Here is a 10,949-nt window from a genome sequence, read left to right on the forward strand (position 1 = left end):
CGTGTCGAGCAGCAACGGTTCGACGCGTTCGAGGCTGTGAGGCTTGGTCACCACGTACGGGAGGACCTGGGTGGTGGGGCATGCAGGGGGTCAGGGGCGGGTGCACCCTGGCGGGCGGTCGTCGGGCCCGGCCTGCCCGGTGTGCGTGCCGCCTGGTTGTACCAGCGTGCTGCGATCGCACGCGCCGAGGCCGGGCGCTCGGCCGCGATCCTGGCCATGACCACGTCACGACCTGGGTCGAGGGTGACGATCTGCGCACCGTGCTGGGTGTAGGTGGCCAGCCAGTCGGGGGTGGGCTGCGCGTGGATGATGTAGACGTCGACGTCGTCCACGTGACGCAGCGCCTCGCGTACGGCGGCGGTGCGAGCTCGGTGCGCGATGGTGCGTACGGGCTCGGGGTGGGCCCAGGGGTTCCCCGATCGTGGCCCCGATAAGGCCCCCGCGATCAGGTCGTAGTCCACTACGACGTCGCCCGGTCCAGCTCGCCCCCGGACCCATGTTGACTTGCCCCCTGCAGGCGGGCCGGTCACGACGTACAGCACGCGTCACCAGGCACGGGACTGCAGCGGGGCGGGGCCGGTGGTCATACGGTTGCCCCGGGCCGAGTTGCACTTGCGCCCGCAGGTCGGGCAGCCCCGCACGCCGTGCGCCGCCCTCAGGTTGGCCAGGTCGAGCGGGTCGCCGCCGAGGCTGAGCGGGATCACGTGGTCGACGGTGTCGGCGCCGTCGTGACCGCAGAGCCAGCAGATGCGGGAGGCGGCCAGGACCTGAGCTCGTACCCGGCGCCACGGTCGCCCGCTACGTCCCTTGCTGCGGGCCATCGGGGTCCGGGTGTGCGCAGGGCTCCTGCTCTGGCTGGCTGTTGATGGTCACGCTGTAGGGCGTGCGCTTGGCAAGGTGGCACGCGCCGACCTTCGCGCCGTGGTCGTGGTCGACGTCGCAGTACCTGCGGCCCTGCTCGTCGAACTTGTGCTCGAAGACCAGAGCCGAGGTTGAGTAGACCTCGAGCCTGTAGATCTTCTCAGGGTGGAGCCCCTGCCGACGTACCCAGGCGAGCAGCTGCCTGTAGCGCTGGGGATCTGCTACGACGTGCGCCCAAGACCGAGCGTGCACGTCGTAGATCACTCGGGGGCTGGCGACGTCCAGCATGCCAATCACCTCTCCGTGACTTGGGCCTGGTGTCGGCGGTGTGGAGCGGTGCAGGATGCCCGCATGACGAAGGTGCTGATCGTGGCCGGGGTGGCGTTCGCCGTGTTAGCGGCGGTTGCCGCTGTGTTCATCGTCATCTCGCCTGGGACCGAGGCCGATCCTCCGGCGCCACCGGTTCAGGCGTCTCCGGCCCAGGTTGCGCCGCCTCCGACCTTGCTCGATGTGAGCGGCAGGGTTGTCCTGAAGACCTGGCCGGGCCAGGTCGAGTACGGCGACCATCCCGCCTGCTCCGGCAAAGGCGAGTACGCGGACATCCGCCAGGGCGCACAGGTGGTGGTCACCGACGCAGCGGGCAAGACGATCGGGGTGGGGAAGCTGGGCAGCGGAGTGCATGTGGAGGAGGGGTGCGTCTTCCGGTGGGCGCTGGCGGTGGCCCCCGGGGCCGACTTCTACGGGGTCGAGGTGTCGCATCGCGGCCTGTCGAAGTACAGCGCCGCGCAGATGAGTCTCCCGGTCGAGCTGGTGCTTGGGGAACGCTGAGGTGGCGGTTCAGTCCACGGGCCTGGGGCTGGGCCGAGCGGTTCCCCTCCGCCCGGCCCTCATTCCCCTCACCCGGGAATCCCGCGAGGCGGGTCTGTGGGGCCCGACGCCCAACCGTGGCACGGCGTCGGGGTCTTACTCATCGTGGGCGGGGGAACAGGGCCCGCTCTCGGAGCTTGCGGGAGCTCGCCAGCGCTGCGGCCACGGGCCGGGGCTGGTCTACCCTTCCCTGCGCGTTCCCCCTGTTTGGGAGTCCTGTTCGGGCATGCGTCATCGCCCGAGGTCAGGATGCCTGTGGATAACGTGATCGTCAAGCGGGCGGCTGGGTGTCGCGGGTCCTGCGGTAGCCGCGACGGTTCTTCATGACGGCGTCGATGGTGGCGCGTTGCCACCGCTTCACGCCGTGCTTGGTGTCGTCCGGCGGTGGGATGCGGCCGCGCGAGATGTCGGCGTCGACGGTGCCGCGCTTCAGGCCGGTATAGCTGACGATGTCGGCGATCGTCAGGAGGTCGTCGGAGTCCCCCTCAGCCGGGGGCACCTCACGCAGGAAGGCGCGGCGCACGAGCTGGTCGACGGCGGCCGCGTCGTACTCGGCCCAGCGGCCGCGCCGCCCGAGCGCGGGCGGCCAGTCGGGGTGCTTGCGCCAGACGTCCTTCACGGTGGCCAGGGCCCGGCCGTATCGGGCGGCGATCTCGGGAGCGATCAGGCGTTCTGGCGTTACCATGGCCGTGTCGTCCTCTCTGTGAGTGGATGGTCAATCTGCGGGCCTGGCAGGGCTGCCAATTGGGCTTCGGCCCTCCCTGCCAGGCCCTCAACGTTTCGTGGCGGCGGGCCCGCGCCCGCCACCGGTGGCAGGGCAGATTCTCCACGGTCGAGGGGCCCGGCCCCGGGCTGGCTGCCCGGGGCCGGTGGTGACTACCTCTCGTGCCGCTCCAGGATGGCGGCGGTGAGGCTACTCGCGACGACCGCTGTCGTGCAGATCATGTGCACGGCCTCGTATCGCCATTCGATCCCTTCCGCGAGCGCGATCTGGATGATGTCGATCGCGGTGAGGATGCAGAGGGTGGCCTGGTCGAGGTGGGCCTTCAGGTCTTCCGTGATGGGCTCACTTTCGACCAGGGTTCGCATCCTCTCGATCGAGCCGACGAACTCCTTCGGGGGAGTGTCGGTCCCCGGGATGGGGAGGTCGATCGGGATGGGGAGCAGGCGGGCGACTGCCCGCAGGTGGTCCAGCGCGATCGCGATGGCCTCGGCCATCTCGTGGATCTGCTGTTCCGGTGTGTCAGCCATTGCTGACCCCTCTCTGTGGAGTTATCAATCTGCGCCGGTCGGGGCTGCCATCCCCTTCCGACACCCCTTAATTTACATGATTAGAACGGTGATTTGCAAGATACAGAGCGAAGAAAGAGCGGACCGATTCAGTGGTCGGCCCGCTCTGGATTGATCAGCCGATCAGCTCCGCATCGCGCACCTGATCGTCCACGATCGTCGCCGTGAAGCGCCGCCCCGGAAGTGCTTCGGCCTCGATGCCGAGCTGCTGGGCGAGCTCGGCCGCTGGGACGCGCAGCGGGTCATCGGTCGGGTGGTGGGGCGTGACGATCTCGGCGAACTGCCCGTACAGCAGCAGCACGCGGGCCTCGACCCGCGCCGGGGGCTCGCCGATCGAGGCGGCCGCGTCGGGCCCGGTCTCCCATTCGTCCTTGCCGGTCATCCTGTCGTCCTCTCTTCGCTGCTGTCTCGTACGCGCTTGGCCAGCCATTCCCATTCGTACAGGGGCCAGCAGGGGCACCCGCGCCACCAGGTGCCCACGTCCTTGCTCGGCGGCTCGCACCAGCCGCTCTCGCACACGATCACGACCTGCTGCGGGCACTCGTGGCAGAAGCGCCGGTCAGGCTGGCCATGCACGCAATCGTGGCGGGCCAGCAGGTCGCGCACCCGCCACGTCATCGCACCGCCCGCCGGTGTCTCTGGTGTGATGCCCCGGCACCACGGGCAGACGACGTCGAGGGCCTGGCCGTCGAAGGTCAGGGCCAGGGCTCGTGCGATCGTGGCCACCAGGGCGCGGGTCTGCTCGTACGCCCACAGCGCGAGCTCGTAGCTGACGCCCGGCTCGGCCAGGCGCGCGAGTGCGTACGCGAGCCACGGCCGCGCGTCGGCGAGACCAGTGCTCGGCGGCGACAGGATTGGGCAGGCGAGCGCCAGGCCGAGCTCGTCCGCCAGCCACACGATGTCAGCCAGCAGGTCCGTGATGATGTCGAGCACCGGCACGCGCACGGGCGCGGGGCTGGCCCCGATCGCGTCGCCGGTCCGGTCGACGCGCTCCAGGAACGCCTCATGGTCGCGCTCGTCGCGTTCCTCGGCCGTCAGCCGCGGCCGCCGAAACGGCACAGGCGTCGCGCCAGGCAGGCGCTGGCCGTACAGGTCCGGCCAGTAGGCGGCCGCCCACCGGAGATCCGCGATCGCACGCTCGGCGAGCGTCACAGGCGACCCCGAGCAAGCTCGCGGTCGTCCGCCGGCTTCCATCCCTTCACCGTGATCACGTGCGTGCCCGCCTTGGGGTACACGGCCGTGTGGTAGATGAAGCACGGCTCGCAGGCGACCACCGTGTAGTCGCCGGGCTGCACCTCTCGTGTCGCGGTCTCTCCGGTAGCGGGATCGTGCACGGTGACGACGAGCGGCCTCTGGTCCATCTGGGTTTCTCCTAGGTCTTGCGGCGGCCGCGGTAGCGGTCGAGACGGATCACGTTCGGCGGGTCGGGGATCGGCGCTGGATGCGGCGTCGGGATCGGCAGGGGCTCCTGGCGGGCTGCGCCCTGGCAGGTTGCGACGTGCGGCATCATGACCCGCTCCCACGGCCGCGCCGGCATCTCGGCGCTGATGCGGCGGGACCGTACGGTGCCGGTCGCCTCGGTCCAGACGGCGGTGTTCCCGTCCGGATTCGGCTCGGCGTCGACCAGGAGCCGGGCGCCGGCCATCGTGGTCGTCCACCGAACATCGGCACCGCAGCGGCCGCAGGCGCGGATGTCGCTGAGCTTGAGCATCTGTCACCTCTTCTGCCGGCGGGCCCGGGCGCGCTGCCGGTGCCGGTAGAACCGGCGGCGGCGCTCGGCGGCGGGGCTGTTGAGGGTCAGCACCACGGCGACGGCCAGGGCCTTGCCATGCTTGGGCGTCACCCTGGCCGTCCACTCCGGCGTCGAGGCTGGGCACGGGCAGCATCGGGCGTGGACCCGGTGCAGCAGCTGCAGCGTCTGCTCGTAGGCGGCCTGGCGTCGGTTCATGAGACCTCCCTGCGGTGGTTGTCGAGGATCTGGTGAGCGCGGATGACGAGCCGCGCGTAGCCGGTGCATTCGCCGAGCTCGGCGCGGGCGGCGGCGATGAGCGTGGTGCCGAGGTCGGGTAGGCGGGCGAGTGCGGCCACGGCCGCCTCGTAGGCGGACGGGTCTGGTTCTGCCGTGTCGGGTCCGGCCCCGGGCGTTGACGGGACGGTGAGAAGCAGCGGCGGCTGGTAGCCCCTCCCGACTCCCTTGCGATCCCTGGCCGAAGGCTCGCGGCGGCCCGCCTTCCCCCCTTCCACCTCAGCGCCGTACGGAGATGTATGCGCGTGATGGGAGGTGTGTGGGAGGTGCTGTGTAGGTGGCCGGGTGCTGCACCCGGTGATCTGGGGGGCAGCACCCGGTGTTCCGGGGGGCAGCACCCGGTCATTACTTGCTGGTATCCCGGTATCTCCAGGTGCTGCACCCGGAGATACCGGGATATCCACAGCCGGATCAGCGGGTGCTGCACCCGGTGTTCTCCGGCCGCGAGACTTCGCTGGCGGTGCCTCGACGCCCTCCGGCATGACCAGTTGCCGCTCGTCCGGGTCGAGCATCGGCACCCGGTCGCCGAGATCATCCGGGATCGCCAGTTCGTACTCGTCTGCCAGGCCTCCGCGGCCGGCAGACGACCCCTCGAACACCCGCACCATGAGCCCCACTTCGCGGAGCCGCTTGAGGCAGTCGCGGACCGTCTTGACGTCCCGGCGGCACACCCGGGCCAGGCGCGCCTCGCTCGGCCGCACCCTCGTGCCGTCCGGATTCCCGTACGTCGCGGCGATCACCGCGATGTGCTGCACGACGCCCGCGCTGACCTTCTTCTTGCCCTCGCCGAACGAAAGATCTGCCCGCCTCACCACCCTCAACCATTCGAACAGAATCCGGTCGCCCGCCGCCATCTCGCCTTCTTCCCCGGGGGTTGTATGGGATCGACTCGCTAGGCGCTGTCGGGTGGCGGCCGCGCCTCGCGGGCCTCCAGCCACGCCATGACGCGGCGACGCATCTCAGGACCTGCCGAACCGGAGCGCAGCCGGTGTACGGCGTCCTCGCCGACGTCGAGTTGCAGCGCGACCTGCCACAGCAGCAGGCCGCACTCCCGCCTACGCGCGTTGAGTGCGGCCCAAAGCTCAGCAGGCGTCATGCGGGACGCAGCCGCACGACGTCGCAGGCACGCACCGTGTCGCGCCATATCTGGTCGGCGCCGTCGGCCGGCGCCCCGGGCCGCGGCTCGTCCCACCAGACGTACAGGACATGCTGGCCGCGCTGGACGCCCGTATCCGTCACCGTTCCAAGGCGGTTGCCCGGGCCGATGATGCGAGTGTCAGTCCAGGTGACTGCTCCGATCCAGGTCATCTCCTACTCCTCCTTCGGCACGGCGGATGATCGGTGGTGCTGGCGGAGCCGAGGCCGACGGCGAGCCCGCCCAGCGCGGCCAGGGCCGCGAGCGCCCCGCAGCAGACGGCCCGCGGCCCGGGTCCGGCGTCATGGCGGGTCACCGGCGACGCCCCCGGCGGGCCGCCGGTGCGCGCCAGTGGCGACGCCGTCTGAGGTACACGTGCCACTGCCCGCACGCACAGCGGCGTGGGAGGGCGTACGGCCGCGTGTCAGCCGCGCGGGCGGCCGCCTCGGTGGAGTAGCCGTCGAGCTGAGGGCGCGGGCACCCGTCCAGCTCCATGGCCATCCATTCGTGGTTAGGCCAGAGCTCGTCATGCAGTGCGGCGAGCAGCTCGTCCTCGGGCGCGTCGGGGCGCGGCCGTGGGACGCCCTGCAGAGGCGTCGCGCATTCGCTCCGGGAGCGAACGTGGAGCAGCCGGATCGCCGGGCCCCGCAGTAGGAGCAGGGTCCCGACGATCGCGGCCGCGGCCATCAGGTCGAGCGTCACGCTGGAGCTCCGGGGGCGGGTGCATCCTCGGCCGCCGCCGGAACGTACGGCCGGGCCGGGTTCTCCACAGCGCGGATCGCCGCGGCGGTGGCCTCGTTCGCGCGGGCCCGCGCCCGGTCGTCGAGCTGCGCGCGTACCTGGGCGCCGAACCGCTCGACCACCTCGCGCGTGTGCCATGCGAGGTTCAGCGCTGCCTGAAGCTTGGTGTCGTCGCCGTTCAGGGGGACGCTGATCATGGTGTCGCCGATCCAGAGCATGAGCGCCTCTGGCGTGGATTCGAGCCGGACGGAGTCCGGGGTGACGCGCCGGTCGGCAGCGTGCACCGCGACGGGGTAGGCATCGGCGGGCGGCTGCGTCATGACGCACCCCCTCCGAGCTGGGTAGAGTGCTTCATGTTGTTGGTCCTCTGATCAGTCGCAGCGGGATCGATGCGGAACCCCGTCGTGGTCGCGGCGGGGTTTCGCTTTTTACGGGTCTTGTCGGCGCGGTCCTGTGCCGCCCCGAGCTCGCGGCACAGGTACTCCCGGACGTCGTCGCAGACCGCGATGAAGGGCTCGCCTCTGTCGGTGGCGGTGTAGACCGTGAAGGTCCGCAGGAGCGCGAGGATCGCATCGACCTTGGACTCGGGCAGCGTCAGCTTGGGGCCGGTCTCCGGCCCTTCCCACAGCGCCCGGACCTCGGTGGCACCCTTGTCCCGACCGCGGCGGTCGAAGGCGGCGACGTCGGCGGCGATGTCAGTCATCGACCCGCACCGTGAGGTAGATGGTGACCTGGCCCTCTTCCTCACGCCGGGGGATCTGCTTCGACCGGGTCACGACGTTGAGCACGTGCGCGAGGCGGGCGAACGCGGCGTCGACGTCGGAGGGGGTTCCGATGATGTGGATGCGGGTGAGGCCTTCGGCCTGCGCTTGGTCGTACGTCTTCTGAGCGAGGGTGGCGCGGGCGTGGCCGCCCTTGTGGCCCTTGCTGTACCGTCCGTTGGTCGTCACAGGGTCCTCCTGGACTGGGGAAATGGGGTGGGGAAGCCGCTGGCGTCGCCGGCGGATGGAACTGGTGGCGCTATCGCGACCGGCGGCCGGGCGCACGCCCCGCCGCGGTGGTTGCCGTACGCGAGCCAAGACGGGCGATCTCCGCAATGTGCTCCCTCGTGAAGCGGTAGAGCTTGCCGGTCCGCCAGTGGGGGAACCTCCCGGCCCGCGCCTGCCGCTTGAGGAACAGCGGGTTCAGGTTGAGCAGCGCCGCCGCCTGTTCAGGCGTGAGAAGCACCTGGTCAGCGGAGGGCTCGGCGTCGACGCCGGGGTCGATGTCGGAAGTCGTGCTCTCGTCCATGTCTCGAATCTAGGTCTGATCAGACCCAAAAACAAGTATCTAGACCTGAAAAGACGTTGTGTGCTCTAATCAGTCGCGAACGGTCGCGAAAAGACCTCAGGAGGCGTGAAACGATGGACACGAAGGTGGTGAAGCGGTCATCATTTCGGAAGCGCTACCGATGCGGCGGTAGCCGGAGCAGGCGCACGGCGCCGGAGGCGAAGGCATGGACGAGACGGAGGCATGGCCCGAGGACGCGGTTAAGCGCCTCGCACAGGCTGTGCGGGATCGTCGTGACGAGCTGGACGTCACTCAGACCGAAGTCTCCGGGAAGGGCGGCCCGTCGCCCGCGACGCTGTCCCTCATCGAGAGCGCCGCCCGCTACTCCTACTCCCGCAGCACGCTGCGAAAGCTGGAGAAAGGCCTACATTGGCCCGCCGGCGAGGCCATGCGTATCGTCCGCGGCGAGACCGCATCCACCTCGCCCGCAGCTGCCGACGACACGTCGGCCGTGCGTCGCGTCCCGATCGAGACCGGACGTCCCGATGTCCGAGCGGTCGTCGAGACGTTCGCAGCGTGGGACGCCCCTCCTAAGGACAAGCTCCAGGTCCTGCAGAAGTTGCTTGAGCAGGCCATCAGCGAGATGTCCAACGAGGCCGACTAAATAACGCTTCGGACAATTTCCGGTTGGAACAGTCCACAAACGCCGGTTTGTGTGCAGGAATATCACCCTGCACGGCAGCGGGCTGGGAATCCCACTGCAATGGAGTTGTCCGAATGGCGGATGTGAAAAGCGGCCACAACGACGAAGTTGTGGTCGTGATCTGTGATGAATTGCCCGAGGACTGCCCTCGTTTCATCGTCGAGGGCGGCACTTGGCGAGTCGTCTACGTGCGCCGCGATTACTCCTTAGTAACTTCCGGCGTCGAATAACGACGATTTGCCACTCGGGCTCAGGACGACTCACCCTGGAGGCCCGAGTGGCTTACGCGGAGAAGCGTGCCCGCACGTGGAGCGCGCGATGGACAACCCCAGCCCCCAACGGCCAGCGTAAGAGCGTCGGCGGTTTCCGCACCCGCCAGGAGGCGCTGGACTACGCGCGCCAGGCCGGAGGTCACGCCTGATGGCCAGCGCGGAGAAGCGCGGCAAGACCTGGCGCGTGAAGTGGAAGAACGGCGATGGCGAGTGGGTCTGGGAACCGGGATTCGCCACGAAGCAGGACGCGCTCGACTGGGGGCGCGATCAGGAGGCGAAGGTTCGGGCCGGTACGTGGATCGACCCGAAGGCCGGCGAGATGACTCTGGCCGAGTGGTGCGATGAGTGGTACGACGCCCAAGACCTCGACATCACCACGATGGTCAACTACGAGTACGCCATCCGCCTGCTGATCAAGCCGTATCTCGGCGGGAAGACGTTGAACGAGCTCACGCCGCTCCTGCACGACAAGTGGCAGAAGCAGCTGCGGCGCAAGCACAAGGACAGCACGGCCAACACCGCCCACACCCGGCTGCACACGATCCTCGAGGACGCCGTCCTCAACAAGAAGATCGGCAGCAACCCGGCGATGAAGAAGGGACGCCGGCGGGGCAAGCTGCAGGAGGCCGTCGAGGCGGCCGAGTCGTTGTGGACGACGCCGGTGGTCGTCCTGCGGATCGCCGAGCGCGCGGCGATCTGGACCGGCCGCGAGGACGAATTCATCGCCGTGGTGCTCAAGGCGTTCACCGGGATGCGGTGGGGCGAGCTGCTCGCGCTCGACGTCGACCACTGCCTGTTCCGCAAGGTCCAAATTTTCTGGCAGCTGAAGGAGGTCAAGGGCGCGTTCCTCCGGGATTTGCCGAAGGGCAAGCGACGGCGGGAGGCCACGCTGCCGCCGTTCCTCGGCGACCTCCTGGCCCGCCAGATCGAGCGGGCCAGGAAGCGGACCTGTCTGTGCCAGGGCGAGCAGCCGCGGTGGCACAAGGACCTCGACAACCCGTTGCCGGTGTGCGAGGGCGGCCGTCAGTACCTGTTCCTGGGGCCGAAGCTCGGCCACTTCCGCCGGAGCAACTTCGGCCGGGACATCTGGCGGCCGGTCGTGGATGGGGAGCACCCGGCCACGGGAGGCAAGGCGGCACGCCCGGCCCGGCCGGTGGTCCACGATGGCACGCGCTGGCACGCGCTCTGCGAGGGCCTCACGCCGCATGATCTCCGGCACAGCCAAGAGACGTGGCTGGGGGAGGAGCAGGTGGCGCAGAAGGCGATCAACCGGCGCATGGGTCACAAGACCAAGCGGATGGAGTCCATCGAGACGATCTACACGCACGTCTCGGATGAGATGGAGCGGCAAATCTGCGACGCCCTGGAGCGGCGCCTGTGGGCCGCCGTGGGCGAGCTGGCGGCCGAGCGCCCTACGGACGGGCCTGCCTCTCCTGTGGCCGTCCTGGATGAGTTGATCGCCGTCTGGCGGGCTCGGCAGGCGGCCGCGGGGACACGAGACGAAGATCATGTCCCCGCCGTGTCCCCGAACGACGAAAGGCCCCTTCCCAAGATCTCGGGAAAGGGCCTCTGAGCTGTGGTGGGGCTACCAGGACTTGAACCTGGGACCTCTTCCTTATCAGGAACGATTCGCACACCCGTTCACCTGCGGCCCGTGATCGCGACTTGCGGTCTACCAGCCCTTTCGGGACCCGTTGCGGATCTTCGCGACTTTTCGCGACCACAGCCACATCAAGATCATGTCCCATCCGTGTCCCAAACGATCTTGCTGAGGCAGCAGCACCC

General features: G+C 69.3%; 22 protein-coding genes. 4 read left to right on the plus strand and 18 right to left on the minus strand.

Annotation, left to right across the window (positions count from 1 at the left end; all coding sequences use genetic code 11):
- Positions 1-47: 47 nt before the first annotated feature.
- Genes ACQPWU_RS60285 through ACQPWU_RS60295 form a run of 3 tightly spaced genes read right to left on the minus strand, consistent with a single transcriptional unit; the run spans position 48 to position 1,149 of the window.
- Complete coding sequence (locus ACQPWU_RS60285; RefSeq protein ID WP_433445663.1) at positions 48-542, minus strand: hypothetical protein; 495 nt, start codon at positions 540-542, stop codon at positions 48-50.
- Positions 543-545: 3 nt separating this feature from the next.
- The gene (locus ACQPWU_RS60290; RefSeq protein ID WP_433445665.1) at positions 546-821 is read right to left on the minus strand and encodes an HNH endonuclease; all 276 of its coding nucleotides are present in this window, start codon (positions 819-821) and stop codon (positions 546-548) included.
- Positions 799-1,149: a hypothetical protein gene (locus ACQPWU_RS60295; RefSeq protein WP_433445666.1), complete on the minus strand. Its 351-nt coding sequence runs from the start codon at positions 1,147-1,149 to the stop codon at positions 799-801. Before ACQPWU_RS60295 ends, ACQPWU_RS60290 begins: the two co-directional genes overlap by 23 nt.
- 63 nt (positions 1,150-1,212) lie before the next feature.
- On the opposite strand from ACQPWU_RS60295, the gene ACQPWU_RS60300 reads away from it, so the two are divergent.
- Positions 1,213-1,689: a hypothetical protein gene (locus tag ACQPWU_RS60300; RefSeq protein WP_433445667.1), complete on the plus strand. Its 477-nt coding sequence runs from the start codon at positions 1,213-1,215 to the stop codon at positions 1,687-1,689.
- Positions 1,690-1,999: 310 nt separating this feature from the next.
- Here ACQPWU_RS60300 and ACQPWU_RS60305 read toward each other — a convergent pair whose 3' ends face one another.
- The 15 genes from ACQPWU_RS60305 to ACQPWU_RS60375 all read right to left on the minus strand — a co-directional run bounded on the left by ACQPWU_RS60305 (position 2,000) and on the right by ACQPWU_RS60375 (position 8,210).
- Positions 2,000-2,413 carry a helix-turn-helix transcriptional regulator gene (locus ACQPWU_RS60305; RefSeq protein ID WP_433445668.1) on the minus strand — a complete coding sequence of 138 codons (414 nt, stop codon included), beginning with the start codon at positions 2,411-2,413 and terminating at the stop codon, positions 2,000-2,002.
- A gap of 191 nt (positions 2,414-2,604) precedes the next feature.
- Complete coding sequence (locus tag ACQPWU_RS60310) at positions 2,605-2,979, minus strand: hypothetical protein (protein ID WP_433445670.1); 375 nt, start codon at positions 2,977-2,979, stop codon at positions 2,605-2,607.
- Positions 2,980-3,133: 154 nt separating this feature from the next.
- Positions 3,134-3,400, minus strand: coding sequence for a hypothetical protein (locus ACQPWU_RS60315; RefSeq protein ID WP_433445671.1), 267 nt, complete (start codon positions 3,398-3,400; stop codon positions 3,134-3,136).
- The gene (locus tag ACQPWU_RS60320) at positions 3,397-4,170 is read right to left on the minus strand and encodes a hypothetical protein (protein WP_433445673.1); all 774 of its coding nucleotides are present in this window, start codon (positions 4,168-4,170) and stop codon (positions 3,397-3,399) included. Before ACQPWU_RS60320 ends, ACQPWU_RS60315 begins: the two co-directional genes overlap by 4 nt.
- Positions 4,167-4,379 carry a hypothetical protein gene (locus ACQPWU_RS60325; protein WP_433445675.1) on the minus strand — a complete coding sequence of 71 codons (213 nt, stop codon included), beginning with the start codon at positions 4,377-4,379 and terminating at the stop codon, positions 4,167-4,169. The genes ACQPWU_RS60320 and ACQPWU_RS60325 overlap by 4 nt, the downstream gene beginning before the upstream one ends.
- Before the next feature lie 11 nt (positions 4,380-4,390).
- Positions 4,391-4,729 carry a hypothetical protein gene (locus tag ACQPWU_RS60330; RefSeq protein ID WP_433445676.1) on the minus strand — a complete coding sequence of 113 codons (339 nt, stop codon included), beginning with the start codon at positions 4,727-4,729 and terminating at the stop codon, positions 4,391-4,393.
- A gap of 3 nt (positions 4,730-4,732) precedes the next feature.
- On the minus strand, positions 4,733-4,966 hold the full coding sequence (locus ACQPWU_RS60335; protein ID WP_433445678.1) for a hypothetical protein: 234 nt from the start codon (positions 4,964-4,966) through the stop codon (positions 4,733-4,735).
- The gene (locus tag ACQPWU_RS60340; protein WP_433445680.1) at positions 4,963-5,856 is read right to left on the minus strand and encodes a hypothetical protein; all 894 of its coding nucleotides are present in this window, start codon (positions 5,854-5,856) and stop codon (positions 4,963-4,965) included. Before ACQPWU_RS60340 ends, ACQPWU_RS60335 begins: the two co-directional genes overlap by 4 nt.
- A gap of 80 nt (positions 5,857-5,936) precedes the next feature.
- Positions 5,937-6,140, minus strand: a complete 204-nt coding sequence (locus ACQPWU_RS60345; protein WP_433445681.1) for a hypothetical protein — start codon at positions 6,138-6,140, stop codon at positions 5,937-5,939.
- The gene (locus ACQPWU_RS60350; RefSeq protein WP_433445683.1) at positions 6,137-6,352 is read right to left on the minus strand and encodes a hypothetical protein; all 216 of its coding nucleotides are present in this window, start codon (positions 6,350-6,352) and stop codon (positions 6,137-6,139) included. The genes ACQPWU_RS60345 and ACQPWU_RS60350 overlap by 4 nt, the downstream gene beginning before the upstream one ends.
- Before the next feature lie 139 nt (positions 6,353-6,491).
- Positions 6,492-6,881 (minus strand): hypothetical protein, encoded by a 390-nt coding sequence (locus tag ACQPWU_RS60355; protein ID WP_433445684.1) that lies wholly within the window; start codon positions 6,879-6,881, stop codon positions 6,492-6,494.
- Positions 6,878-7,240 carry a hypothetical protein gene (locus ACQPWU_RS60360; RefSeq protein ID WP_433445686.1) on the minus strand — a complete coding sequence of 121 codons (363 nt, stop codon included), beginning with the start codon at positions 7,238-7,240 and terminating at the stop codon, positions 6,878-6,880. The genes ACQPWU_RS60355 and ACQPWU_RS60360 overlap by 4 nt, the downstream gene beginning before the upstream one ends.
- Positions 7,237-7,623, minus strand: a complete 387-nt coding sequence (locus ACQPWU_RS60365) for a hypothetical protein (protein WP_433445688.1) — start codon at positions 7,621-7,623, stop codon at positions 7,237-7,239. The genes ACQPWU_RS60360 and ACQPWU_RS60365 overlap by 4 nt, the downstream gene beginning before the upstream one ends.
- A complete protein-coding gene (locus ACQPWU_RS60370) occupies positions 7,616-7,870 on the minus strand; it encodes a hypothetical protein (RefSeq protein ID WP_433445690.1) in 255 nt (84 codons plus the stop codon). The genes ACQPWU_RS60365 and ACQPWU_RS60370 overlap by 8 nt, the downstream gene beginning before the upstream one ends.
- Before the next feature lie 70 nt (positions 7,871-7,940).
- Positions 7,941-8,210: a helix-turn-helix domain-containing protein gene (locus ACQPWU_RS60375; protein ID WP_433445692.1), complete on the minus strand. Its 270-nt coding sequence runs from the start codon at positions 8,208-8,210 to the stop codon at positions 7,941-7,943.
- A 205-nt stretch (positions 8,211-8,415) separates the two neighbouring features.
- Here ACQPWU_RS60375 and ACQPWU_RS60380 point away from each other — a divergent pair, with 205 nt between their 5' ends.
- The 3 genes from ACQPWU_RS60380 (at position 8,416) to ACQPWU_RS60390 (ending at position 10,737) form a co-directional block, all read left to right on the plus strand.
- Positions 8,416-8,853, plus strand: a complete 438-nt coding sequence (locus ACQPWU_RS60380) for a hypothetical protein (protein WP_433445693.1) — start codon at positions 8,416-8,418, stop codon at positions 8,851-8,853.
- Between the two features lie 113 nt (positions 8,854-8,966).
- Positions 8,967-9,122 carry a hypothetical protein gene (locus ACQPWU_RS60385; RefSeq protein WP_433445695.1) on the plus strand — a complete coding sequence of 52 codons (156 nt, stop codon included), beginning with the start codon at positions 8,967-8,969 and terminating at the stop codon, positions 9,120-9,122.
- Positions 9,123-9,312: 190 nt separating this feature from the next.
- Positions 9,313-10,737, plus strand: a complete 1,425-nt coding sequence (locus ACQPWU_RS60390; protein WP_433445696.1) for a tyrosine-type recombinase/integrase — start codon at positions 9,313-9,315, stop codon at positions 10,735-10,737.
- Positions 10,738-10,949 lie beyond the last annotated feature (212 nt).

Source organism: Nonomuraea sp. CA-141351 (assembly GCF_050944675.1).
GTDB lineage: Bacteria > Actinomycetota > Actinomycetes > Streptosporangiales > Streptosporangiaceae > Nonomuraea.

Coding starts and splice junctions, on each gene's coding strand:
- ACQPWU_RS60290 (WP_433445665.1), bottom strand. CDS start 821: ATGGCCCGCAGCAAGGGACGTAGCGGGCGACCGTGGCGCCGGGTACGA.
- ACQPWU_RS60295 (WP_433445666.1), bottom strand. CDS start 1,149: ATGCTGGACGTCGCCAGCCCCCGAGTGATCTACGACGTGCACGCTCGG.
- ACQPWU_RS60300 (WP_433445667.1), top strand. CDS start 1,213: ATGACGAAGGTGCTGATCGTGGCCGGGGTGGCGTTCGCCGTGTTAGCG.
- ACQPWU_RS60305 (WP_433445668.1), bottom strand. CDS start 2,413: ATGGTAACGCCAGAACGCCTGATCGCTCCCGAGATCGCCGCCCGATAC.
- ACQPWU_RS60310 (WP_433445670.1), bottom strand. CDS start 2,979: ATGGCTGACACACCGGAACAGCAGATCCACGAGATGGCCGAGGCCATC.
- ACQPWU_RS60315 (WP_433445671.1), bottom strand. CDS start 3,400: ATGACCGGCAAGGACGAATGGGAGACCGGGCCCGACGCGGCCGCCTCG.
- ACQPWU_RS60325 (WP_433445675.1), bottom strand. CDS start 4,379: ATGGACCAGAGGCCGCTCGTCGTCACCGTGCACGATCCCGCTACCGGA.
- ACQPWU_RS60330 (WP_433445676.1), bottom strand. CDS start 4,729: ATGCTCAAGCTCAGCGACATCCGCGCCTGCGGCCGCTGCGGTGCCGAT.
- ACQPWU_RS60335 (WP_433445678.1), bottom strand. CDS start 4,966: ATGAACCGACGCCAGGCCGCCTACGAGCAGACGCTGCAGCTGCTGCAC.
- ACQPWU_RS60345 (WP_433445681.1), bottom strand. CDS start 6,140: ATGACGCCTGCTGAGCTTTGGGCCGCACTCAACGCGCGTAGGCGGGAG.
- ACQPWU_RS60350 (WP_433445683.1), bottom strand. CDS start 6,352: ATGACCTGGATCGGAGCAGTCACCTGGACTGACACTCGCATCATCGGC.
- ACQPWU_RS60360 (WP_433445686.1), bottom strand. CDS start 7,240: ATGACGCAGCCGCCCGCCGATGCCTACCCCGTCGCGGTGCACGCTGCC.
- ACQPWU_RS60365 (WP_433445688.1), bottom strand. CDS start 7,623: ATGACTGACATCGCCGCCGACGTCGCCGCCTTCGACCGCCGCGGTCGG.
- ACQPWU_RS60375 (WP_433445692.1), bottom strand. CDS start 8,210: ATGGACGAGAGCACGACTTCCGACATCGACCCCGGCGTCGACGCCGAG.
- ACQPWU_RS60380 (WP_433445693.1), top strand. CDS start 8,416: ATGGACGAGACGGAGGCATGGCCCGAGGACGCGGTTAAGCGCCTCGCA.
- ACQPWU_RS60385 (WP_433445695.1), top strand. CDS start 8,967: ATGGCGGATGTGAAAAGCGGCCACAACGACGAAGTTGTGGTCGTGATC.
- ACQPWU_RS60390 (WP_433445696.1), top strand. CDS start 9,313: ATGGCCAGCGCGGAGAAGCGCGGCAAGACCTGGCGCGTGAAGTGGAAG.